Below are 22,290 nucleotides of genomic sequence, written 5' to 3' on the forward strand. Positions count from 1 at the left end.
ATGAAGATGCCGGAGCTGACCCCGTGTGAACGGATCGACGGAGGCTTTCAGGTCAAAATATCCATGTCCTTTCCGCTGCGCTGGGTGAACAGCTATGTGCTGAAGGGGCAAGACGGATTTACGATCGTAGACCCCGGCCCGCGCAGTACGGATACGGAGGAAGAATGGGCGCATGTCTTCCGGGAGCTGGGGATGTCCTTTGGTGATATCTCGGACATTGTGGTGACTCATCATCACCCGGATCATTATGGTTTGGCGGGCTGGATGCAGCAGCAAAGTCAGGCTCGTGTACATATGTCAGCGCGAAGCCATAAGGAAGCGATGGTGATGTGGGGCCAGCCAGATTCACAAGCGGATATCTCTATGCCGATGGAGCAGAGGCTGCCAAGCTTTTTTGTCCGTCACGGCTTTCCTGTGGAGCAGGTATCGGCCTTGGAACTGCACATGCAGCAGGCTCATCTGCAAGTGAATCCACAGCCTGATATCACTGTTATTCCTGTCGGGGAGGATGCACGTCTGGAATTGGGTGGGCGTGGCTGGCTGCCCATTGAGACAGGGGGGCATGCGCCCGGACATGTCTCTTTGTATGAGCCGAATAGCGGCGTTATTCTGTGCGGTGACGCGGTTTTGCCAAGGATTTCGCCTAATATCAGTCTGCTGCCGGGAAGTGACCCCCAGCCCTTGCAGTCTTTTTTGAATGGTTTGCAGCGGCTTGGCGAGCTGGAGGTAGCGTGGGCATATCCGGGGCACCGTAATCCGTTTGGTTATTTTCGTGAACGGACGCAGGCGCTGCTGGAGCATCATGAAGAACGGCTGGACAAGTTCCATGAGTTGATCCAGCCAGAGGGCAGTACAGCCTATGAGCTGTGTATCGCTGTATTTAGTGACAAACTGGGGATTCATCAGCTACGGTTTGCCATGTCCGAGACACTGGCCCATCTGGTGGAACTGGAGCGACGCGGTCGGGCCTCTATAAGCGAGACGAACCCTATCGCACGTTTCTACCCGCTTCGCGGAAAGTAATGGCGGAAAGTAATAGAAGGACAACGGCATCCATGCCGGGAAAGAGGCTTTTATGAATTTGCTGCTGCTGGGGGCTACCGGACGTGTGGGGCGTTTTATTCTGGAATATGCATTAGCGGACGGTCATACTGTTACAGCTCTTGTTCGTTCACCGGACAAGCTGGAGGATTACATATTAAGATATGGGACGCTACTCCAGATCGTACAAGGAGATGCCACCAACGCTGAGGATGTAGCGCAAGCGCTGGAGGGTGGGACGACGGCTGTCATCAGCGCGCTGAATACGGATGGAACCACGACCTTATCCGTGAATATCCGTTTGCTGATCCGGCTTATGCAGGAGCAGTCCGTTCCCCGGCTCATTACAGTGGGGACGGCAGGGATTTTACAGAGCCGGACGGAGCCGGGCTTGTATCGGTATGAATCCTCCGAGCCCCGGCGGCGCAGCACCCGTGCGGCTGAGGAACACCGCCGGGTGTACGAACTGCTGCGCGATTCGGCGCTGGACTGGACGATAGTCTGCCCGACATGGCTGCCGGACGGAGCACGGACGGGCATATATCGCGTGGAAAAGGATCTGCTGCCCGAGGATGGCACACAAATTATGACCGCTGACACGGCCGATTTTACCTATCGTCAGTTGAGTAGCAGCGATTTTCTACACACACGGGTAGGCATTGCCTATTGATGCTGTAGCGAGTTTAATATTTGACAAAAATTCAGAATTAGAATACTATGATTCTTGTTGGTAACGTTGTTTCCAAAAAGATCACGTTCAAACTCTATGTTAAAAATAGTAAGGAAGTGCATTAAAAAATGTCCGAGCCATCGCATCCCTATAAAACCTATTCGGAAGTGAAGCTACAGCAGCAGCAATTGCTACGTAAAAATGTCATTGATGCCGCATGTATCCTTCTTGCGGAAGAAGGGCCTGAGGCCGTGACTGTACGACGAGTTGCCCAGAAATTAAGCTGTTCCACCAAGATTATTTACAGTATTTTCGGCAGCAAGGATGGTCTCGCCAATGAGATGTACCTAGATGGATGTCGGCTATTGGCCGAAACCTTTCAACAAGTTCCAAGCACCGATAACGTACTCGCTGATCTGGAAGCCCTAAGCTGGGCATATTGGCAATTTGCACAGCTTCATTCAGCCTATTACAAAATGATGTTTGGCGGGGCTTTATCTGATTTTAAACCGGATGAACAGAGTCTGGAGGGCACGACTACGGCCCTTTCTCGAATCACGGAAGCCGTAGCACATGCTATGGAGCAGGGTGAACTGGAAGAACATGATCCGCTGCTAGTTGTCCGCATGTTTTGGTCTGCTTTACATGGAGTCATACATCTTCAGTTTGCAGGTCATTTTTCAGATGTAGATATGGCTCAAGGGGTGTATGTATTTACACTGAAGAATATGCTCGCAGCATTTAAAACATCCTCATCCCAATCTTAAGATATAAGGTGTACTGAGGTCGTCATAATAGGTGACTTCGGTTCATTTTGGAACAATGGTAACAATGTTTCTTAAATAAAACAACGATACTATGGAGGTTCATAATCATGTTTATGTACGCAAACAAAACAGCTCTGATCACAGGTGCATCATCCGGTATTGGCGAAGCCTTTGCCTATTCGCTGGCAGCTCAAAAATGCAATCTCATTTTGGTTGCACGTAATGAAACGAAGTTGAAGGCGTTGGCTAAAGAGCTTTCTGCTAAATACAATGTAAAGACAACAGTCATCGCACTTGATCTTTCTGTGATAGGAGCACCGCAAACATTACATCAGGAGGTTCAAAAACATCATCTAAAGGTGGATCTCTTGATTAACAATGCCGGCTTTGCCACCTATGGATACTTCGAGCAGGTTTCAGGAGAACGGCAGCATGAGGAAGTCATGCTCAATGTGGCTGCTTTAGTCGATATCACACATGCATTTATGCCTGATTTATTGCGTAACCGGGATGGCGGATTAATCAATGTTGCTTCCACAGCCGCATTTCAGCCCGATCCGTATATGGCGGTGTATGGAGCAACCAAAGCATTTGTGCTTTCTTTTACTGAAGCGCTATGGGCAGAAAATCGGAAACGGGGACTTAAAGTTCTGGCCCTTTGTCCAGGCTCAACAGAAACGCCGTTTTTTGATATTGTTGGCGCAAGTGAAGCGTCAATTGGAATTAGGGAAACTCCCCAAACCGTTGTGAAGAACGCGCTGAGAGCATTTGAAAAGGGGCGTAGTCACATCATTTCCGGTCGTCAAAACTATTGGGTAGCTCAGGTATCCCGGTTTTTCTCTCGTCAATCCACGCTGGGAATTGTAGAACGTGCACTGCGCCCACAAAAATAAATTTAGATTGTAACCATCACGTTAGTCTACCCTATATTCCGGGTCTGATCGTTTCCTATTCAAATCAGACCCGGCATATATCTGTTGTATTTTATCGCGTTGTTATCTAACGAGTTGTATCCGGGGCGCTTTCCTCCCCAAGCTCCTGCTCGCGTTCTGCTTGCTTGCGATGAGCAATACGACTGCTGGCCGAAGCAGCGATGGCCCCGACAATATCGTCCAGAAACGTATGGATCGGCCCCAGGCTTTTATCGTTCAGTCGTTCCAGCACGCCCGGTTTAAGTTTATCGACATAACCGTAATTCGTAAATCCAATGCTGCCGTATACATTCACAATGGAAAAGGCCAAAATTTCATCCACTCCGTACAGCCCTTCATCATTTTCAATCATATCCTGCAATGGGGGAAGGAGAGCGCCTTGCTCGGCAAGGATATCCAGTTGGATGCCCGTAAGCACCGCATTTTGGACTTCGCGCTTCATCAGCACCTTTTCCACATTCTCAATACATTCTTCCACCGTTAAATTCGGGTAATATTTTTTTTGTAAAAGCATGACCAGCTCTGCGATCTCCGTAATGTTTACACCACGCTTGTGCAGCCATTCGCGGGTGGCATCGGCTACCTTTTTACTATTCAGGCTATAAGGTGCTTTTTTCTTGTCCATAAAGTTGAAGTTTCCCTCCTCGTATCGTTCCTGATTTCTACTGCAATTATGACCAGTGTGTCCAGTCGGATGAAAAAGTAGTTATTTTTTACGCGAGGCTCGTATACATATTAGTACAATCTGTACAAAATTGTTAGGGAGGAACTTCATTTATGAACATAAAACATCCATTGCGCGTAACGTCTGTAGTAGGGCTGCTGTCCCTGCCGTTGTTGTTGTCCGGATGCAGTCTTTTCGGCAATGAATCGGCATCTATTGATCCCCCGCCATCCACGACGGAGCAGTCCATGATTAAGGCGGTGACAGGAAAAGCTCCCATCAGCACTGGACAGCTGAGAGCTGTATTTTTACAGGATCATAACGGTTTGCTAGCCCCGGTATCCTTACCGATTGCTACAGGTGATGTGCAGGCGGATGCCAAGTCGGCGCTGGAAACGCTGGTGGAGGGCGGGCCGTATGCCGGATTATTGCCGGAGGGTTTCAAGGGCGTGCTGCCCCAAGGTACAGAAGTGAAGAGTGTGACGGTGGACAAGAAGAACAAGCTGGCAGTCGTCGAATTCAACAAATCGTTTGGGAGCTACAAGGCACAGGAAGAACGCAAATTAATGGAGAGCTTGACCTGGACCCTGACTGACCGTCCCGATATTCAAAGTGTACAAATCTGGGTGGATGGCAAAAAGCTGAACGAAATGCCTGTTGGCGGCACACCGCTGGATCATCCGCTGACCCGCGCAGTAGGCATTAATCTGGAGGTTGGTCATGGCGTAACGCCGCTAGATTCTAGTCCGGTCACGGTATATTTTTCATCCTCATCTCCCGCTGGAGTTCAATATTATGTGCCTGTAACACGGCTGGTCAGCCCGGAAAAAGATCGTGTTCAGTCCGCGCTGCATCAGTTGATCCAGGGGCCGCAGACCCAGGACGGACTACAGGAAGTCATGACAGGGGAGACGGCTCTGAAATCCGTGGAACGCTCCAAGGATAACGTGATTACGGTATCGCTCTCGGATGATATGTTCGCCAAGGGAGAAGCGGTGCCTGCCGAGTTTCTGGAATCGGTAGTGCTGACGGCGGCAGACAATTCAGAGGATGCGGTTAAAACCAAAATTCGGATTGAGCTGAACGGTGAAAAAAGTGTGATTGGACAAAATAATCAGAATTATGGAGAGCCTGTAACCAAGCCGCAGCACATTAACGAAATTCCTCTTTAAGGGCGACGAATCGTCCTTGGGGTGCTTTTGCCTGCACACTTTGGTAAAATAAACGTATAAGAACAGGTTGCATACGACGTAGGAGGAAAAAGCATGAGTAGATCTAACGGACGAAACGGTGATGAGCTGCGCCCGATGAAATTGACAGCAGGAGTAAATAAGTATGCGGAGGGCTCTGTTTTTATAGAGGTTGGCGAGACGAAAGTCATCTGTACAGCTACCGTGGAAGAACGCGTTCCACCCTTTATGAAGGGACAAGGGAAGGGCTGGGTGACGGCAGAGTATTCCATGCTTCCACGGGCGACTCATACGCGTAATCAGCGCGAAGCTGCACGTGGGAAGCTGACAGGCCGGACGATGGAAATTCAACGTCTGATCGGAAGAGCGCTGCGTTCGGTTGTGAATTTGCAGGCGCTGGGTGAGCGGACGATTACGCTGGACTGTGACGTGATTCAGGCGGATGGCGGCACACGCACGACTTCAATTACCGGTTCCTTCGTAGCGCTGGCGATTGCTGTGAATAAAATTGCGCTACAGCACAAGCTGCCTGTTTTTCCAATTACTGATTTTCTGGCATCCGTCAGCGTGGGGGTTGTTGGCGGCAAAGCGCTGCTCGATCTGAACTATGAAGAGGATTCCAAGGCCAAGGTAGACATGAACCTCGTGATGACCAGCGGCGGCAAGTATGTCGAGCTGCAAGGTACAGGTGAAGAAAGTCCGTTCGACCGTCAAGAGCTGGATCAACTGCTCAGCTTGGGTGAACAAGGAATTCTGCAAATGATCGAGCGTCAAAAAGAAGTACTCGGACCGATTGCAGACAAGATCGGAGCAGGACGTGCGGGGGCTGGGGCCTGATGCTGTTGGAGGGTCCGGTTGTTATTGTCGCTACGAAGAATAAAGGAAAATTGCGTGAATTCGCACATGCCTTTGCTCCGTTTGGCAAGGAAGTCAAAAGCATGTACGACTATCCTGACATCCCTGATGTCGTTGAGGATGGTAAAACCTTTGCCGAGAATGCTTTGAAAAAGGCCAAAGCGGTCGGAGATGTGCTCGGATTGCCTGTGCTGGCTGATGATTCCGGCCTGTGTGTGGATTTGCTGGACGGTGCACCGGGCGTATACTCGGCCCGTTATGCCGGAGAAGGTGCCAGCGATCACGAAAACAATATCAAGCTGCTCGACGTTCTGGAATCGAAGCAGCTTGGTGATGATACCGGACAGCCTTTGCTAAGCCCGGCTCAATTCGTCTGCACCTTGATTCTGTATAATCCGCAGACAGGGGAGACCTTGGAATCGACTGGCTCGGTGGAGGGCTGGATTACAACGGAAACCGCAGGCAGCGGGGGATTTGGCTATGATCCGTTGTTTTATTTGCCTGAGTTTGAAAAGACGATGGCCGAGCTGACGCTGGAACAAAAGCAAGCCATTAGCCACCGAGGCGTAGCATTGCGTGACTTGGCGAAAAAGCTTGGGAATCCGCAGGCATAGTTTTTAGCAATGTAGCTGCTGGGCTTGAGTAACCTTTAGATGCGTCTGTTGCCTCACCGTTTTATTGAACGGCTAAATAATTAAGCTAACATATAACAATAATGAAGGATAGCTGATTATACCCCTGTCAAGTAGACAGGGGTATAATCATGTATAGACTTTTGATTTTTCCATTTCCATCAAGCTTACCCAGAATTAAACCTCAGATTAGTCTGGGGTTTAATGGCAGGCGCTGGCGCAAGGAACCAGTTAACCAGCTGAAACAGCAGCAGCCTGGTCGGACCCCTTGTGCGGTTCAATTCCGCAGCGTGCCCCTGATAGATTGGGGGAATTGCCCATAGTTTTGTTGAAGAATTACAAAAATAAACTTATAATGTAAGAGAAGACAACCAAATGCAATATGCAGCTATTAATAGTGTAGCTGTATTTTGTACGTTCTTTATTAGTCATAAAACACATACAAATAACCTTTTACATAATCAGTCTGATTAATAAAGTCCATTCTTGTCTCGGGCTTTCAAGCATAGCAAGTGCTGCCAGTGATTTTAGTGGTTTCCCTACTTTGCGCCAAGGCGACAGCGGGGGATATGTGAGAGCATTACAAGCAAATTTATGGGCCTATGGACAACAGGGAACCGTAGGAACGATTGATGGAAGTTTTGGTAGCGGTGTGAAATCAGGGCTCCAAAATTTTCAAAGTGCTAAAGGACTAACAGCAGATGGAATAGCTGGTTCGGGGACTTGGAATAGAATGAACTATAATGTCTCTGTTGAAGTTCCAGGAAGATCTTTCTTCTTATCTACTCCTGACAGTTCGACTTATTACGTGTTTTATGGGACAGGAGATAGTGGTAGTGGTATGAGATATGCAGTTTTGTATAAAACCAATAATAGGACCGTTACTTCAGGTACAGTATATTAATAGGAGGGGTTTAATTTGAAAAAACAATTAGTTGCTGTAGCATTAGGTGGCGCACTCGTAATAGGTAGTGGTGCATTTGTATATAATTCCTATGCTGCCGAATCGGAAGTTCCATCACAGGTTCCGGTTGAGACCAAAGCAGAAGCGATTGATGCTTCAACAGCACAAGCGCCGATGGAAACACCAGCAGAGACAGTAGTTGAAAGCTCTACTGATATCGAAGGACTCATAAACATATCTGATGTACCAGCAGAAGATATCCATATTCCTAATCTAGCGCAGGGAGCCTCGCTTAAAACAGCAGCGGCTGGGGACGTAAGTTTGAAACCATTAAACACAACAGCACTAAAAGGCGAGAATGGATTGGTTATTAGACAATCATATCGCGGGAATGATGGAAAAGAAATTATGGTCATTCAAACCGAATCCCATATGGATAAACAGGCTACTATTGAGAGTTTGAAAGAATCATATAAAGAGGAAAAGGTTGAGTCGACTAAAATCAACGACCATACTGCTGTTTATGTTGACGGGCAAGCAAGAAAGGTTGTTCATCTGATTACGAAAGATCACTTTTATACTGTTTCCTCTTTTAATGCCACTCTTGATGAATTGATGGAAATTGTAAAAAAAATTCAAGAGTAATTTTTTGGTCGAACTAATTACTAAAAAACACAAACGATCCGTTTGTGTTTTTTAGTTTCCTTTCCCGATCCAGTCATAATTGAGTAAACCGTGTTATGCACATATCCCCTCCAGTTCACTCTATCCATGGTTCATGTGGGATTTTTTGAGTATCTAATTTGATGGGGATGGTACCAAGCTGCGGATAGGCTTTTTGACATTTATTATTTTCCATACAACTCAAGCTATTCACGTTTTGCCTTGAGGAAGGTTATGTCAGGTTACGACTAACGCTTACCGAATCGCTACCTTGTAAGTGCGCAGCCAGTTATCCACTTGAGCCAAATACGCGAACAATTGAGGCCCTGACATCAGCTGACCGAACCAGGGCAGATTGGTGGATGCCTCCGGTGAGGCCGCGATATCCCGTACTTTTTGGGCATCAATCAGCTTGAGCAGTGGGGAGGAGGAATCATCCAATAGATCCAGCGCCTGTTTTTTCACAGCAGCAAGATAGGAAGGGTTATGCGTTTTGGGATATGGGCTTTTTTTGCGATACAGCACATCATCCGGCAATACACCCTCCAGCGCCTTGCGTAAAATACCTTTTTCACGCCCGCCCGTCATTTTAATGCTCCACGGAATGTTCCATACATACTGCACCAGCCGATGGTCGCAATACGGCACCCGTACTTCCAGTCCGGCTCCCATACTCATCCGATCCTTACGGTCCAGCAGAGTAGGCATAAAGCGGGTGATGTTCAAATAGGACATGACGCGCATTTGCGCGGCTTTATCTGTTTCCCCCGGCAGCTTTGGCACTTCTCCTACGGCTTCCGAGTAGCGGTCGTTCAAATATTCCAAGGGCTTGATCCAGTCCCGCACCTCGGGAGACAGCAGACTGGCTCTCATGTCGGGAGCGACTGCCCACGGGAACGTACCCGAATTGAGCATTTCCTCACGATGAAACCACGGATATCCGCCAAACACTTCATCCGCCGCCTCACCGGAAATAGCAACAGTGGCTCCCTTTTTAATCTCCCGGCAAAAGAGATACAGCGACGAATCCACATCCGCCATACCGGGCAAATCCCGTGTTAGCGTGGAGTTGTTCAGCGCTGCTACGACCTCGGGCGTATCGAATTCGATCCAGTGATGGTTCGTGCCTAACTCATCGACCATCCGCTGAATCCATGGGGCATCGGCTCCGGGCTGGAACGCATGGGCTTTAAAATGCTTGTCGTTATCCACATAATCGACTGAATACGTATGAACTTGTCCCTGCCCGGTACGCTTGTAATAATCGACAGCCAGCGCGGACAGTGCGCTTGAATCCAGACCGCCCGACAGTAGGGTGCATACCGGAACGTCTGAAATCAGCTGCCGCTCCACCGTATCCAGCAGCAGCTCGCGTACCTTGAGCGCTGTTTCTTCGGTGTTATCCTCATGCGCAAAGCTTTCCAGCTTCCAGTAGGCTTGAATGCGCACACCGTCGCGGCTGTACGTTAGCGTATGTCCGGGGCGCAGCTCCTTCATGGACGAATAGACGCCGTGTCCGGGGGTGCGTGCAGGCCCGATGATAAAAATTTCAGCCAAACCCTCGGCGTCGACTGCGGCTTCTACCGAAGGGTGCTGAAGCAGCGCTTTGGGCTCCGAGCCAAATACGAATACATCTCCGGCCTGGCTGTAAAATAACGGCTTCACTCCCAGCCGATCCCGTGCCAGAAACACCTGCTCCCGCTCACTGTCCCAGACCGCAAAGGCAAAAATGCCGTTCAGCCGATCCACACAATCCGGGCCCCACTCAATGTAGGCTTCAAGCAATACCTCTGTGTCGCATTGTGTACGGAAAATATGCCCTCGCTGTTGCAGCTCTTTTTTCAGCTCAGGCGCGTTATATATTTCCCCGTTATATACAATCGTATAAGTGATATCCTCAAGCTGCCGGATCATGGGTTGGGCGCCGTTTTCCGGGTCCATGACGCTCAGTCTTCTGTGTCCAAAGGCACACGGGTTGGATATCCAGGTGCCCGCAGCATCCGGTCCGCGATCAGAGAGCGTTCGCGTCATATTGAGCAGCAGCTCCGATTGATGCATTAAGTCTCCGTTCCACTGTATGAAACCAGTAATTCCGCACATGTCTGTTCATCCTCTCTTTGTCGTGTTCATCCAGTGTTGGGATGAAACAAAAACTAAATCCCCAGTTCATCAGTATATATGCCGAAAAGGAGCATAAAATGTCTGTCCGTTCCGAAAACTACAAATGGGGCAACCCGTGTATTCGCAAGGAAGGAGGAAGGCAAATGTACTACATCAAGGATGCTAAAATACGCCGCTTCACCGAACTTGACGGAGTGCGCTGCGCAGAGGTAGAGGTACGGCCCGGCGCAGCAGATGACCCGGAACTGCTGGTCTACATTACCGCCACCAATCAGCAGGACGGTCAGGAAGGCTATGACATGGTACGCATCATTCGTAATGATGCCGATCTGGCGCTGGATTGGTACGACAATAACCTGCATTCTGCGTTTGAGGAAGTGACGGATAAGGCTTTTACCGACTCCACTCACATTACGGCTGGGGAAGAACGGGAAAAGTTTAAAAGGGAGTTACTTTCCTATGGGCAGCTCAGCACGGAATTTGCCAAGGAGTTCGGCGTATGAGAATAGGATGCGCCATGCCTCGGCTTTTGTTGATTTGGGCTCCAGCGCCATCGCGGGATCAGCGTGAAAGGAGGGGGAAATCATAGACGGCAAAGCGAAGTACAAGAAGAACAAAGGCAGCAGTTATATTCATAACAATGAATTTGCGGAAGAAGTGCTTGAGAAAAATGTAAGGCATGAAGTACCAAAAAGTCCTAGACGCTTTGGTAATAAATAAATTTGTCCATTAAAAATTTTTAAAGAAGCCTCCGTATCCCGCTTAATTCGCGGAATGCAGGAGGCTTCTTCTTCAGATTTAAGCGGCTTCACGGAGTGTCATGATTCCTTTGTAGATGTTGTAGACAAATACCACGAGGTAGACCACAGCGAATAGCAGCACAAACCCGATTACAGAACCTGCATGATTCGCCGTTGCGATAAAATACAATAGCGGAATCGCCGCGATAATGGGGAAAATGTGCGATAAAATGGCCTTTTTTGCATGTTCCCGAACATACTCGTCCCGTACCGCAATCCATACAATGACAGGCAACAGAAAAGGGGCGAAAAAAATACTGAAATAACAAAGTGACGACAATAGACCTCTCACGGACATATACCTCCTTCGTAGCATGGCCTTTTGTACATAATACCCCGTCAGCGTCCAAATGATTCCTTTTGCAGCCTGTTTACTTGTACGATAAAAAAATGCTTTTGACAGTTAGCAAAAATATGATATAATAATCAATGCGCTGAATACATAAGGTTCCAACGAATACCATTTTGTCCCAGTAGCTCAGCTGGATAGAGCAACGGCCTTCTAAGCCGTCGGTCGGGGGTTCGAATCCCTCCTGGGACGTATAACAGAGAAGCTTCCGTAAGGGAGCTTTTTTGTGTTCCAGTTATGCTCACAGGGTTCACGATATGATGCGATTAATCAGTAGTGACATCGTCTATAATTTCATTAAGCAGAGCTTCGATAGACTGATAGTTCTTATAAAATGTCCCCCTATTTAATAGACATTAATGTATAAAAGTGTTTGCTAGTGAGCAAAATAAGTAGCGTTTGATGATTTTAGCTGATGTGCTTCTTTATACTATAATTGTAAAAGTTGATGAACAACTGTCGAACATTATACAGGATACAGATGCAGACGAGGAGGATAGAAATGAGACTTCAAGACAAAATTGCAGTAGTCACAGGTGCAGCTTCCGGTATGGGTAAAGCTATTGCCAAGCTTTATGCACAAGAAGGGGCCAAGGTAGTGGTGTCCGATATTAATGCAGATGCAGCTACTAATGTGGTAGAAGAAATCAAAGCTAATGGTGGAGATGCTATCGTCGTAGTTGCTAATGTTGCAAAAGAAGAAGATATTCAGAATCTGATTGATACGACCGTTGACACCTATGGTACAGTAGATATTCTGGTAAACAATGCCGGAATTATGGATAACATGGAACCGGCAGGCGATATTAAAGATGACCAGTGGGAAAGAATTTTTGCGATTAATACAACCAGTGTTATGCGTTCTACTCGTAAAGTTCTACCTATCTTTTTAGAAAAACAAAAAGGTGTCATTGTGAACGTAGCTTCTGCAGGTGGGTTGTTTGGTGGGCGAGCTGGTGGAGCTTATACAGCTTCTAAACATGCAGTTGTTGGTTTTACTAAAAATACAGGCTACATGTATGCTCCACAAGGAATACGTTGTAATGCAATTGCTCCAGGTGGTGTGGAAACTAACATCAATTCAACGATAACTAATCTAAATAAATTTGGTGCTTCCAGACAGCAATTGGGAATGGCTATTAATCCACGTCTTGGAAAATCGGAGGAAATAGCACAGGTGGCTTTATTCCTTGCTTCGGATGAATCAGGTTTTGTGAACGCTACAGTGATTACTGCCGATGCAGGTTGGACTGCCTATTAATAATCTGAATTAAGCCACAATACGTGGCTCTATCCCGGGAGTTGGAGCGATGGATTAGCTACGAGTTACTGTGGGAGAATAATTAAATACCAAGAGGCCGTGTCTGACACGGCCTCTTTTACTGGATTCAATAGCTTCGAACCTCAGAACGTGGAACATCAATTAAGTGATAGGAAAAGCTCTGCTTTTGTTTTATACCGTTGCTTTCGCCTTATGCGCAAAAAATTGTGGCAAATGCTCTTTATGCGCTTCCAGCAATTCATCCAGCACCGTTTGGGCGATGTCACCGCTTGGTACAAGCGGATTCAGGGTGAAGGCTTGCAGAGCTGTTGCGTAGTCCCCCGTTACCGCCGCTTCAATCGTCAATTCTTCCATCGCCTTCATCACTTGCAGCAAGCCGCGCTGTGCAGGCGGGAATTTGCCAAAGTTTACAGGTTCTGCACCATGTGCGCGAATCACACTGGTAATTTCAATCGCGCTGTCATAAGGAACATCATCAATTGCACCATTGTTACGTGTGCTAACCACCATCAGTGTGCCTTTGTTGTTATAGATGGAATTAATAATTTCACAGGCTGCATCGCTGTAATGCGCGCCGCCGCGTTTGGATAGTTCCTCCGGTTTGTAATCCAGATTAGGATCTTTATACAGTTCAAACAGGCTTTCTTCCAGACGTTTGACGACTTGACCCCGAGTTCCTTCATTTTTGGCTTCCTCTAGTTCTTCCTTCAGCATGTTATCTGTCATGTAGTAATAACGATGGTATGGACAAGGCAGCATTTTCAAATGACGCACTTGATCATACAGGAAACGCATGTTTCTAATATTTTCAACGACCTTTTCCGGTTTTGCGCCAGGCGCGTACAGTCCTTCAATCACCTGCTCAGTTAATTCGGTCCCTATTTTGTCATATACTTTATGCCAGTGAAGGTGGTTAATTCCTGCAAATTTAAAGAACAGTTCTTCTTCCGGTTTGTCCAGCACAGCGGATGCACTCTTGATCGCGCCGATTGGAACATTACATAATCCGATGACTTTGTCCCATTGACCATAACGAAGCACGGCTTCGGTGACCATCCCTGCAGGGTTGGTGAAATTAATCAACCACGCATTCGGACACAGCTCTTTCATATCCTCGACAATACTGAGGATGACAGGAATGGTACGGAAGGCCTTGAACATTCCTCCGGCACCGTTGGTTTCCTGACCGATCATACCGTGTTTTAACGGAATACTTTCATCTTTAATCCGGGCTTCGAGCAAGCCTACCCGAAACTGTGTTGTTACAAAATCGGCATCTACCAAGGCTTCACGACGATCCAGCGTCAAATGTACTTCACAATCAATGCCTGCCGCTTTCACCATTCGTTTGGCCATGGCCCCTACAATTTCCAGCTTTTCGCGTCCTGCCTCAATGTCTACCAGCCACAATTCCCGAATAGGGAGCTCTGCATAACGTTTGATGAAGCCTTCTACTAATTCCGGAGTATAGCTGGAGCCGCCACCGATAGTTGCTATCTTTAAGCCTTTTTTCATGATTGTTGCCTCCTGAGTACATTTTTTTAAACCGCTTTCTCAAGCTTCTATTTCACTGTAATCTCTGTAATGCATTACAGGTCAAGGGGGTTGAAAAAAACAATTTTGGGGGTGTGATGAGATTCTGGAGGCTTAGCGCAAAGACATGCTAAAATAGAGAGAACGAGGTGAGGACTATGGCGAATATCCATGAGATTGCAAAGCTTGCGGGTGTATCCTCGGCAACGGTGTCCCGTGTCATTAATAACCACCCGTATGTGAGTGAACCGACAAGACAGCGTGTGCAGGAGGTCATAGACCGACTGGATTACGTTCCTAATTTGAATGCGATTTCTTTAAAAACGGGCATGACAAAGCTCATAGGAATTATTTCAATTTCTTTTAATGATTCATTGAATTTATTTGTGCGTGGTTTTACGATGTATGCTCAGGAGCATGGCTTTAATATAGCCCTTTTTATTACGAATGGGGATAAGGAAAGGGAGCTTGAAGCACTGGAAATGTTGCGAAGAAAGCAGTTGGATGCCTTGGTTTGTATGATTCGCGTCAATGAGTGGAGTGTGATCGAGCATTATACCAAATATGGTCCGATTGTGACATGGCAGCGTGTGACCATAGAGGCAATCCCGTCTGTATTCATGGATCAGTATCAGGGCTATACGCTGGCGCTGGAGCATTTGTATGCCCGAGGATACCGGAAAATTGTAAATGTGTATGGCAATATGCGGGGGCTTAATACGAAGGAACGCATCCGGGCCTATCATGATTTTTGTGAAAAATATGATCTGGACGCTGAGGCCTTCCCGCATTTTTATGGTTTAAATTCAATAGCAGAGGGTGAAAATATCGCCCATTGGTGGATAGAACAAACGGACAAACCGGATGCCTTCGCTTGTTCTACAGATTATTTGGCAGCAGGACTGCTGACCGAAGCACGCAGGCTCGACGTTTCTGTGCCGGATCAATGTGCGGTGGTCGGATTTGATAACACGGAAATTTCGCATTTGCTTGATTTAACAACGATTCATTACCCGATTGATAAACAAGCTGAGAACGCATTCATCATGATTCGCAACACCCTTGAAGGGCTGGATGAAACGTTACATCATTTGGAGTTTAAATTAGTGGAGAGAGCGACTACCTGATTTGGGGAAAGGGCTTTGGTTTGATATGCCAATATCAAGAAAAAGTATATTGACACATGCCAATATTTGGACAATAATCTGAGATAAGATTATAAAATTTGGATTTTTTGTATGAAAGGTGGTTGTGACTTGGAACATACACCTACGATTTTAGCGGAGTTGGAAGAATATCTAAAGCAAAATGACTTGACATTGGCACAATTTGCCGAGTGTTCAGGTGTTCATCAAAGAACACTTAATAATTGGATTCTTAAGCATCGTCCTGTGGCTATACATCAGCTTGATCGAATCACGCTGGCTATGGGATTACCCGAAGGCTTTTTTTACGAACGATACATAGATCATTACATCATCGAACGTTCCCCGGATTGGCGGCGAATTGAGCCAGTATTGTATCGCTGTGCTGAACTGGATAAGCTGGAAGCGATTAAGCGTGTAGTTGGTCATATCATGGACAAGCTGTTATATTCCCCGAAGCTATTTGATGCGGCGGAAATACTATTCGCACAAGGTCGGCACGCTGCTGCGTTGTTGCTCTATGAGGGGGTTGCGGAAGGAGAGAAGTACCAGCATTCTGAACGCTTGGCCATCTGTCAGTATCGTATGTTTACAATTCAGGTTGGAGACGATCAAAACCGAAATCTCAGAGCAGCTACGCTATTTGAGCCCTTTGTCGAACGACTGGATGAAATAGACCAGCTTGATGCGTTGAAAGATTTGGCGAATGTGTATCGTTCATTGCGTGAATGGGACAAGCTGGATGAAACGGCTAGAAAAATGAGAGATAAAGCGGAAATTCAATATACTTTGAAACATCAGCAGAAGAAGCAAAAGCGCGTGGAGCCTGATAGAAGGCTGAGTCGTCCCATGTTTGTGTACATCACCTATGCCGATTTGTTGTGTGCAGGTGTTTGTGAAGCCCAAGGCGATTATCAACAAGCTCTAGATTATACATACGCCTACGTTAATTTAGATTGGGTCAAAGAGACGGACGAGGATACCCTGCATTGGATCGGCTTGTTTGGGCACTGGGCAGAGGGTAATGTATTTGTAAATAAACTTCTTTCTGGAGATACAAGTGTGCTTCTGGATTATGTTGAGTATATTGCAGCCACAGATGGAACGGATCAAGAGATGATTACCAAGCTATTGAATGTTTTAATGGCGACTAACCAATATCAGATAAATGTGGATGAAATACTCCAGCGGTTTAAAACGGAGATTGATTCTTTTGCTCAACAGCGACCATCTGCTGACATGTATACCCAACAAGTTGTGCCAGACCAGTATGCACGTTTTGATTATGAGTTAGCTTATTACTATTTACACAAAGGGATTTATGCTGTTGGCTTTAAACATTTGATGAATGCATCGATAAAAGCGAATATACTAAATAATGAGACATATTTTATAAACTGTATGGGATTGTTCGTTCGTTTTCAAGCCCATGCGGTTCCTGAAACTAAAGCGGAGTATTTCAATCTTATTGAAAAGGTGTGGGTAAACAATGTTGAAAAAAATGGTGCTTCTAGTAATAGCAACTAGCTTTCTGTTTATCTTCAGTATGCCTGTTCAAACTTACGGTCATAGCATTGAGCTTCGTGATCAAATTGGTGGAGCTTAAACGTAAATAAAAACAATCCCCGCCAACCAATTAAGGTAACGGGGATTGTTTTTATTATTTACTTTTTTCTGAATATGAATATCCCAATAAGTGCAACAACTATTATAGCGGGAATTCGCCATGAATGCGGTAGAAATTTAGTTAACCATAGGGCAGCAAATACTGTGGCTATTGCCAAATAGCCTAATCGTTCATTGGGTTCAAATTTCTTCCTATTGAAGAATACATTCAAATAGCCTATCGGCGGGGTTATAATGATCATTAAAATTATGACCATTGGTCTTAAATACCACTTTCTTTTCATTCTTCCTCTGTTATTCGTCGTTGTTAATCACAGTTATTAAAGGAATTATCAAATCCATTGTCCATTGTTACAGTCAGAATAGCGCGTTCACCAGTTGGTTATGTTGGTTCGATTACATTAGAAACTTTTTTTCATCAGGAAGCGTTTTGAGATCTCCATCCCCTACATTCGTTGCAAATGCACCTTCATAACCTACACCCCGATTATAAAAGCTTATTCTCATATTCTTTGAATCACTTTTAAGCTTATATGAATCAATAGTTCTATCTGTGCCTAAATCAATCATAACCATCTTATCTTTAGGAAGTAAATAGATTCGATACATAACCCCTAGTGATAACTGAGGAGCTGGTAGTTGGGTAGGTCATAAGCTTGAAGAGTATCCGGACAGGGCGGAAATTAAATTTATTGTTAATTAAATACTTTTTATTAAAAGAAGGTTGTTTTTTTAATTGATTTATTGTTCGACAAATTCCCCCTTACTTCTCATTATACAAAGTGTAATATTTATAACTGTTTGAAATATTTGTATAGGAGGAGAATTATTATGAAAATTTTTAAGAAAGTGTTCGTCCCCTTATTGGCATCAGCATTGCTCTGCGCAACTGTTTTACCTTCGGTAAGTAATGCTGAACAAATTACCACGTCAGAAGAAAATTTGGTCCAAACAGAAGTTGTACAGACTGAAAAAGGTAAAGCTGTTATCACAACAAACTTTGAAAATGATGATCACCGAATCACTACGGTTGTTGAAAATGGAAAAACAACTAAAATTGAATATTTCCCACAAGATCAAAAACTTCTGATTGATGGAGTTAAGCAGGATGAATTAATGGTTAAAGAAATTAATTCAGATTTTTCATTAAACGATGTTCCTTCTGGTGGAACTTTTGCTGGAAAGTTTGATTATTCTTATAATTGGGTAAATGTAGGGATTTCTATAGGTGCAGGGATAATCTCAACGATTACTAAAGTACCTGTTTCAACCATTCTTACTGTGATTAGTATTTCGGCTGGGATGAATACTGTAGCTTACTTTACGGTATATCAATATTCGTATCCTCGAACATGTGGAGTCATACCTTACGCACATCATGTGATATTTTATGAGAGTGCTTCACGGACGAAAGTAACTGGCGTGTTTGACACCGGAAAATTCTTTAGTTCACAGCCCTCCCCTATAGGCTGTACACCATGACTAAATTACTAAAGCGGTACGTAGGGATTATAGTAAGTTATGCTTTAGGTATAGGCATATTCTACGTCCTTGGATATAAGTTTGATATTATGATGCTTTATATCATTTTGACTTCGATTATAATTGGAGAGGTAATCAATTTTGCATTGTCGAAACGAGAGAAATGAACAGATCAGCAACTATACCAAAGGAACCTCTGTCCCCACTTTAGTAGTGGAGACGGAGGTTCTTTTGCGTAGAATTTGAGGCTTCCCAGCTTATGCGAACTTTTGGAACAGCTCCTTTTTTGCTAGGAGCATCATTCGCAAATCCAAAAAACGTCTTTTTATTCTAAAATATGACATATAGGAGGGATCATGCTGATGAATCAAGGTGTGACTTTACTTCGTGTGGAAAGAGCCAGGAGGAAACTGTATCAAGTTCAGAAAAAGTACGGATTTTTAACACATCCCAAAGTAATTGAACAATCCAAGAAGCTGGATGATCTGCTGAATCATTACCAAACGGGCAAATCAGAGCATTAAGTTAATGGGTGTATTACGTGTTGTATCATACTATGATTTCAAAACTAGGCTTGGAGGTAATGAAAAGTTGAATCAACGAAAACCTGTAACCCCTTTTGGGTGGGAGATCAAACAAAAACTGATCGAGAAAAGAATGGATCAGAAGACGTTTTGTACTACATACCATATTCCAGCCTCCAGATTGTCCAATCTCATTCACGGGACACGTAAGGCTACGAGATATAGAAAGCAAGTATCCGAATTGCTTGGAATTGAAGAATAACGTATTTAATCTATTTCTGGAGAAATTCAGTTCTATCTATACGTATGAATTCACACCAGCAGGGAAATGAGTACAGGCAGTGTAGCAAGAGAAATGACGGCACTGATGACGAAAGCAGAAGCAGTTTCCGATTCCAGACTTTCAAAACGTGTAGCAATCATGGCAGCGACGGCTGAGCCTGGGAAGGAAACGAGCAATACCGCCTTCACCGTATCGGCAGACGAAAGGCCGCACAGGTAGGCAATCAGCAGCATCAATAGAGGCTGTACAATCGTTTTTAACAGCGCGATAGCAACGGCAGTTATACTGAAACTGATATTGCGCACGCCGATGGTCACACCGACCGCGAATAAAGCGGCCCCGGACGTAATATCGCCAATTTGATTGAACGATTTGTTCAATAAATCCGGGGAGTGGAAGCCGAACAAGGTCAAAATAACACCAATAAGCGGCACCAGCGCCAGCGGTTCTCTTAAACCGTGGAGAATGGAGTCCCAAACAAGCTTCCCGAGGTGACCATTCCGCTCTTTGCCTGAGTTCCGGCTGGCGACGGTAGCTATAATGGTAGCCGCCGGATCAAGAACGGCATTGACGACGATCCCGGTAATCGCAATCGGGATAGCGACAGCAGAGGAACCGTAGATGGCACCTAGCACTGGAATGCCCATAAAGGCAAACGTCGGTTGGGCCGAGTTCAAAGCAAACATGGATGCATCCTTTACCGATTGCTTCACCGCAAACCGACCCACCAGCAGGAGGACGGCATAAAAGCCGACAATACCCATGAACAGAGCCAGCAAGAAAGGCCATTGCTCGATAAGAGATTTCCTGCTGGTGGTCGTAATGCCGATAAATAAATGCGCGGGCAGCGCAAATTTGGTAACCAGTGAATTTAGGGCTTTCGAGGAAGAGGCATCGAAGCTTTTGTAATGGCCTGCCAACCACCCTAAAATAATGACGAAGAAAATAGGCACCAAAATGTAAAAGATATGTCCGACACTCATGGATTTTTCCTCCTGAAAGCCCTATTAATGCGGGTGGTGTATTACGTTTTCCACTGCTTTTACCTTCGCATATTCCGGCTTCCACATCGCATCCCGAATGGCTTGTTCAATATCTGAAATATGTGCCTGAGCTACCTGATCCTGAATTGCGGCCTTCGCTACCGCTACTGCAACAGCATATGAAACATCCCTTAATTTTCGGATATGAGGGAGCAGTGCACCGCCAGGCTTATTCGAATCTACGCCATTGGCAACGGCATCTGCTGCGGCTGTAAACATGGCAGGGGTGATCCTTTTGGCTTTGACTACAATTGCGCCCAGACCAAGTCCCGGGAAAACAAAGGCATTGTTTGCCTGTCCAATCTCAAATTCTGTACCGTTATAGGTGACGGGCTCAAAGGGACTTCCGGTAGCGATTAAGGCTTTGCCATCTGTCCACTGAATCAAATCCTCAGGTACCGCTTCTGCAAGGTTTGTAGGATTGGACATGGGCATGATAATCGGGTGTTCTACATGCTTGGCCATTTCCTTGATGATCTCTTCGGTAAAGGCACCCGCTACGCCGGAGGTTCCGATTAATATCGTAGGTTTTACCTGACGAATGACCTCCAGCAACGGTATTTTGCCGTCATCAGACCGGGTCCATGAGCTGACTTCATCTTTGTTGCGCACATATGGCTTCTGATAATCCAGTACATCTTCCATATCGTCCGTTAGCAATCCACGATAATCAAAGGCCCAAAATGCCTTGAAGGAATCCTTCTCTGCAAGGCCGTCGACGATCATGGCTAACCGGATTTGGTCGGCGTTGCCGATTCCCGCTGCTCCCGGGCCGAAGACCAGTATTCGTTGCTCACGCAGCGGAACCTTGGTGACGCCTACCGCCGAAAGAATTGCAGCCAAGGTTACGGCTCCCGTACCCTGAATGTCATCGTTAAAGGTGAGAATACTTTGACCGTATTTTCCGATAATATGGCGTGCATTCACACTACCCACGTCTTCCCAATGCAAAAGCGCCTTTGGGAATTGAGCTAACGTTTTGCTGATAAAGGTATCAATAAACTGGTTATAAGCCTCTCCGCGAACCCGTTTATGGCGGTTTCCGATATACAGCGGATCATTCAGCAGCTTTTCATTGTTCGTGCCCACATCCAGCACAATCGGCAGCACCCGCCCCGGGTGAATTCCTGCCGCAGCCGTGTATACAGCCAGCTTGCCAATGGCAATATTAATGCCTCCCACACCCCAGTCACCGATCCCTAAAATACTTTCGGAATCCGTCACTACAATCAGATCTACATCCTCACCGCTCAAGCCAGAATTATAGAATGCTTGTCCGATGCCATTCGGATTATCAATCGACAAATAGACGCCTCCAGGTCGGTTGTACTCATGACTATACTCCTGAATCGCGGTCCCCACCGTAGGTGTGTAGACTACGGGCAGCATCTCACTCAAATGGTCGGTTAGCAGCCGATAGTACAGCACGACATTTCGATTGTGAAGGTCATTCAGGGAAGCGTTTTTGCGCAGCATGGTCGGTTGTGCCAAAAATTGCTGGTACGCCCGGACGCTCTGTTTCTCCAGAGAAAGGATGGTCGGCGGAAGAATTCCTTCAAGACCCAGTGCTTTGCGTTCCTCTTCGGTAAAAGCGACCCCCTTGTTCAAAAGAGGATTGGCTAATATATCCTTTCCCCGCAGCGGGGTGGATAATGACCCGTCCTTATTTACATAAAATGCTTCCATAGAAATAACCTTCTTTCACTTCATATTGATAACCATTCGTAACGAAAGATGACACGTTCTCCATAGTATGGGCGTGTGAATCTGATTTATTCGCCTAG

Annotated in this window: 23 protein-coding genes, 1 tRNA gene and 1 pseudogene; 18 read left to right on the top strand and 7 right to left on the bottom strand. The window is 46.0% G+C overall.

Translation table 11 applies throughout. From position 1 onward, the window contains the following. The 4 genes from ABH897_RS18540 to ABH897_RS18555 all read left to right on the top strand — a co-directional run bounded on the left by ABH897_RS18540 (position 1) and on the right by ABH897_RS18555 (position 3,371). Positions 1-1,023: an MBL fold metallo-hydrolase gene (locus tag ABH897_RS18540; protein WP_283653061.1), complete on the top strand. Its 1,023-nt coding sequence runs from the start codon at positions 1-3 to the stop codon at positions 1,021-1,023. A gap of 52 nt (positions 1,024-1,075) precedes the next feature. Beyond that, positions 1,076-1,711, top strand: a complete 636-nt coding sequence (locus ABH897_RS18545; protein ID WP_283653060.1) for an NAD(P)-dependent oxidoreductase — start codon at positions 1,076-1,078, stop codon at positions 1,709-1,711. A gap of 128 nt (positions 1,712-1,839) precedes the next feature. Next, positions 1,840-2,478, top strand: a complete 639-nt coding sequence (locus ABH897_RS18550; protein ID WP_283653059.1) for a TetR/AcrR family transcriptional regulator — start codon at positions 1,840-1,842, stop codon at positions 2,476-2,478. Between the two features lie 107 nt (positions 2,479-2,585). Then, positions 2,586-3,371: an SDR family NAD(P)-dependent oxidoreductase gene (locus tag ABH897_RS18555; protein WP_404519614.1), complete on the top strand. Its 786-nt coding sequence runs from the start codon at positions 2,586-2,588 to the stop codon at positions 3,369-3,371. Between the two features lie 106 nt (positions 3,372-3,477). Here the strand turns inward: ABH897_RS18555 and ABH897_RS18560 are convergent, their stop codons facing one another. Further along, positions 3,478-4,035 carry a phosphatidylglycerophosphatase A family protein gene (locus ABH897_RS18560; RefSeq protein ID WP_283653057.1) on the bottom strand — a complete coding sequence of 186 codons (558 nt, stop codon included), beginning with the start codon at positions 4,033-4,035 and terminating at the stop codon, positions 3,478-3,480. Positions 4,036-4,187: 152 nt separating this feature from the next. Here ABH897_RS18560 and ABH897_RS18565 point away from each other — a divergent pair, with 152 nt between their 5' ends. The 5 genes from ABH897_RS18565 to ABH897_RS18585 all read left to right on the top strand — a co-directional run bounded on the left by ABH897_RS18565 (position 4,188) and on the right by ABH897_RS18585 (position 8,300). Then, positions 4,188-5,246, top strand: coding sequence for a GerMN domain-containing protein (locus ABH897_RS18565; protein ID WP_283653056.1), 1,059 nt, complete (start codon positions 4,188-4,190; stop codon positions 5,244-5,246). A gap of 93 nt (positions 5,247-5,339) precedes the next feature. Next, positions 5,340-6,101 carry a ribonuclease PH gene (rph, locus tag ABH897_RS18570; protein ID WP_283653055.1) on the top strand — a complete coding sequence of 254 codons (762 nt, stop codon included), beginning with the start codon at positions 5,340-5,342 and terminating at the stop codon, positions 6,099-6,101. Then, positions 6,101-6,733, top strand: a complete 633-nt coding sequence (locus ABH897_RS18575) for an XTP/dITP diphosphatase (RefSeq protein ID WP_283653054.1) — start codon at positions 6,101-6,103, stop codon at positions 6,731-6,733. The genes rph and ABH897_RS18575 overlap by 1 nt, the downstream gene beginning before the upstream one ends. A gap of 589 nt (positions 6,734-7,322) precedes the next feature. Beyond that, entirely contained in the window at positions 7,323-7,655 is a 333-nt protein-coding gene (locus tag ABH897_RS18580; RefSeq protein WP_283653053.1) for a peptidoglycan-binding domain-containing protein, read from the top strand. A gap of 15 nt (positions 7,656-7,670) precedes the next feature. Continuing rightward, entirely contained in the window at positions 7,671-8,300 is a 630-nt protein-coding gene (locus ABH897_RS18585) for a DUF4367 domain-containing protein (protein ID WP_283653052.1), read from the top strand. A gap of 273 nt (positions 8,301-8,573) precedes the next feature. Here ABH897_RS18585 and asnB read toward each other — a convergent pair whose 3' ends face one another. Beyond that, entirely contained in the window at positions 8,574-10,418 is a 1,845-nt protein-coding gene (gene asnB, locus ABH897_RS18590; RefSeq protein ID WP_404519616.1) for an asparagine synthase (glutamine-hydrolyzing), read from the bottom strand. Positions 10,419-10,582: 164 nt separating this feature from the next. On the opposite strand from asnB, the gene ABH897_RS18595 reads away from it, so the two are divergent. Continuing rightward, complete coding sequence (locus ABH897_RS18595; protein ID WP_283653050.1) at positions 10,583-10,942, top strand: hypothetical protein; 360 nt, start codon at positions 10,583-10,585, stop codon at positions 10,940-10,942. Positions 10,943-11,237: 295 nt separating this feature from the next. Here the strand turns inward: ABH897_RS18595 and ABH897_RS18600 are convergent, their stop codons facing one another. Continuing rightward, positions 11,238-11,531, bottom strand: a complete 294-nt coding sequence (locus ABH897_RS18600; RefSeq protein WP_404592538.1) for a magnetosome magnetite crystal formation protein family — start codon at positions 11,529-11,531, stop codon at positions 11,238-11,240. A 175-nt stretch (positions 11,532-11,706) separates the two neighbouring features. Here ABH897_RS18600 and ABH897_RS18605 point away from each other — a divergent pair. Beyond that, positions 11,707-11,780 (top strand) — tRNA-Arg (locus ABH897_RS18605). A gap of 310 nt (positions 11,781-12,090) precedes the next feature. Further along, entirely contained in the window at positions 12,091-12,849 is a 759-nt protein-coding gene (locus ABH897_RS18610) for an SDR family oxidoreductase (protein WP_283653048.1), read from the top strand. Between the two features lie 192 nt (positions 12,850-13,041). Here the strand turns inward: ABH897_RS18610 and ABH897_RS18615 are convergent, their stop codons facing one another. Further along, positions 13,042-14,385 carry a 6-phospho-beta-glucosidase gene (locus tag ABH897_RS18615; protein WP_404519618.1) on the bottom strand — a complete coding sequence of 448 codons (1,344 nt, stop codon included), beginning with the start codon at positions 14,383-14,385 and terminating at the stop codon, positions 13,042-13,044. A gap of 176 nt (positions 14,386-14,561) precedes the next feature. On the opposite strand from ABH897_RS18615, the gene ABH897_RS18620 reads away from it, so the two are divergent. Both ABH897_RS18620 and ABH897_RS18625 read left to right on the top strand, forming a co-directional pair. Next, positions 14,562-15,530: a LacI family DNA-binding transcriptional regulator gene (locus ABH897_RS18620; RefSeq protein ID WP_283653046.1), complete on the top strand. Its 969-nt coding sequence runs from the start codon at positions 14,562-14,564 to the stop codon at positions 15,528-15,530. 111 nt (positions 15,531-15,641) lie between these two features. Further along, a complete protein-coding gene (locus ABH897_RS18625) occupies positions 15,642-17,075 on the top strand; it encodes a transcriptional regulator (RefSeq protein WP_404519620.1) in 1,434 nt (477 codons plus the stop codon). 495 nt (positions 17,076-17,570) lie between these two features. On the opposite strand, the gene ABH897_RS18630 is transcribed toward ABH897_RS18625, so the two are convergent. After that, the gene (locus tag ABH897_RS18630) at positions 17,571-17,750 is read right to left on the bottom strand and encodes a hypothetical protein (protein WP_404592539.1); all 180 of its coding nucleotides are present in this window, start codon (positions 17,748-17,750) and stop codon (positions 17,571-17,573) included. Between the two features lie 22 nt (positions 17,751-17,772). Here ABH897_RS18630 and ABH897_RS27565 point away from each other — a divergent pair. The 4 genes and pseudogenes from ABH897_RS27565 to ABH897_RS18645 all read left to right on the top strand — a co-directional run. Next, positions 17,773-17,877 (top strand): annotated as a pseudogene (locus ABH897_RS27565) (NucA/NucB deoxyribonuclease domain-containing protein); the annotation flags it as partial. A gap of 128 nt (positions 17,878-18,005) precedes the next feature. Then, positions 18,006-18,656, top strand: coding sequence for a hypothetical protein (locus ABH897_RS18635; RefSeq protein ID WP_283653044.1), 651 nt, complete (start codon positions 18,006-18,008; stop codon positions 18,654-18,656). 356 nt (positions 18,657-19,012) lie between these two features. Beyond that, on the top strand, positions 19,013-19,180 hold the full coding sequence (locus ABH897_RS18640; protein ID WP_404519622.1) for an aspartyl-phosphate phosphatase Spo0E family protein: 168 nt from the start codon (positions 19,013-19,015) through the stop codon (positions 19,178-19,180). A gap of 67 nt (positions 19,181-19,247) precedes the next feature. After that, on the top strand, positions 19,248-19,442 hold the full coding sequence (locus tag ABH897_RS18645) for an XRE family transcriptional regulator (protein ID WP_404519623.1): 195 nt from the start codon (positions 19,248-19,250) through the stop codon (positions 19,440-19,442). Positions 19,443-19,492: 50 nt separating this feature from the next. Here the strand turns inward: ABH897_RS18645 and ABH897_RS18650 are convergent, their stop codons facing one another. Both ABH897_RS18650 and ABH897_RS18655 read right to left on the bottom strand, forming a co-directional pair. Continuing rightward, positions 19,493-20,446, bottom strand: coding sequence for an AEC family transporter (locus tag ABH897_RS18650; protein WP_404519624.1), 954 nt, complete (start codon positions 20,444-20,446; stop codon positions 19,493-19,495). Between the two features lie 24 nt (positions 20,447-20,470). Then, positions 20,471-22,192, bottom strand: coding sequence for an NAD-dependent malic enzyme (locus ABH897_RS18655; RefSeq protein WP_404592540.1), 1,722 nt, complete (start codon positions 22,190-22,192; stop codon positions 20,471-20,473). Positions 22,193-22,290: the final 98 nt, after the last annotated feature.

This window comes from Paenibacillus sp. RC73 (genome assembly GCF_044908085.1).
In the GTDB taxonomy this organism is placed as follows: Bacteria; Bacillota; Bacilli; order Paenibacillales; family Paenibacillaceae; genus Paenibacillus; species Paenibacillus terrae_A.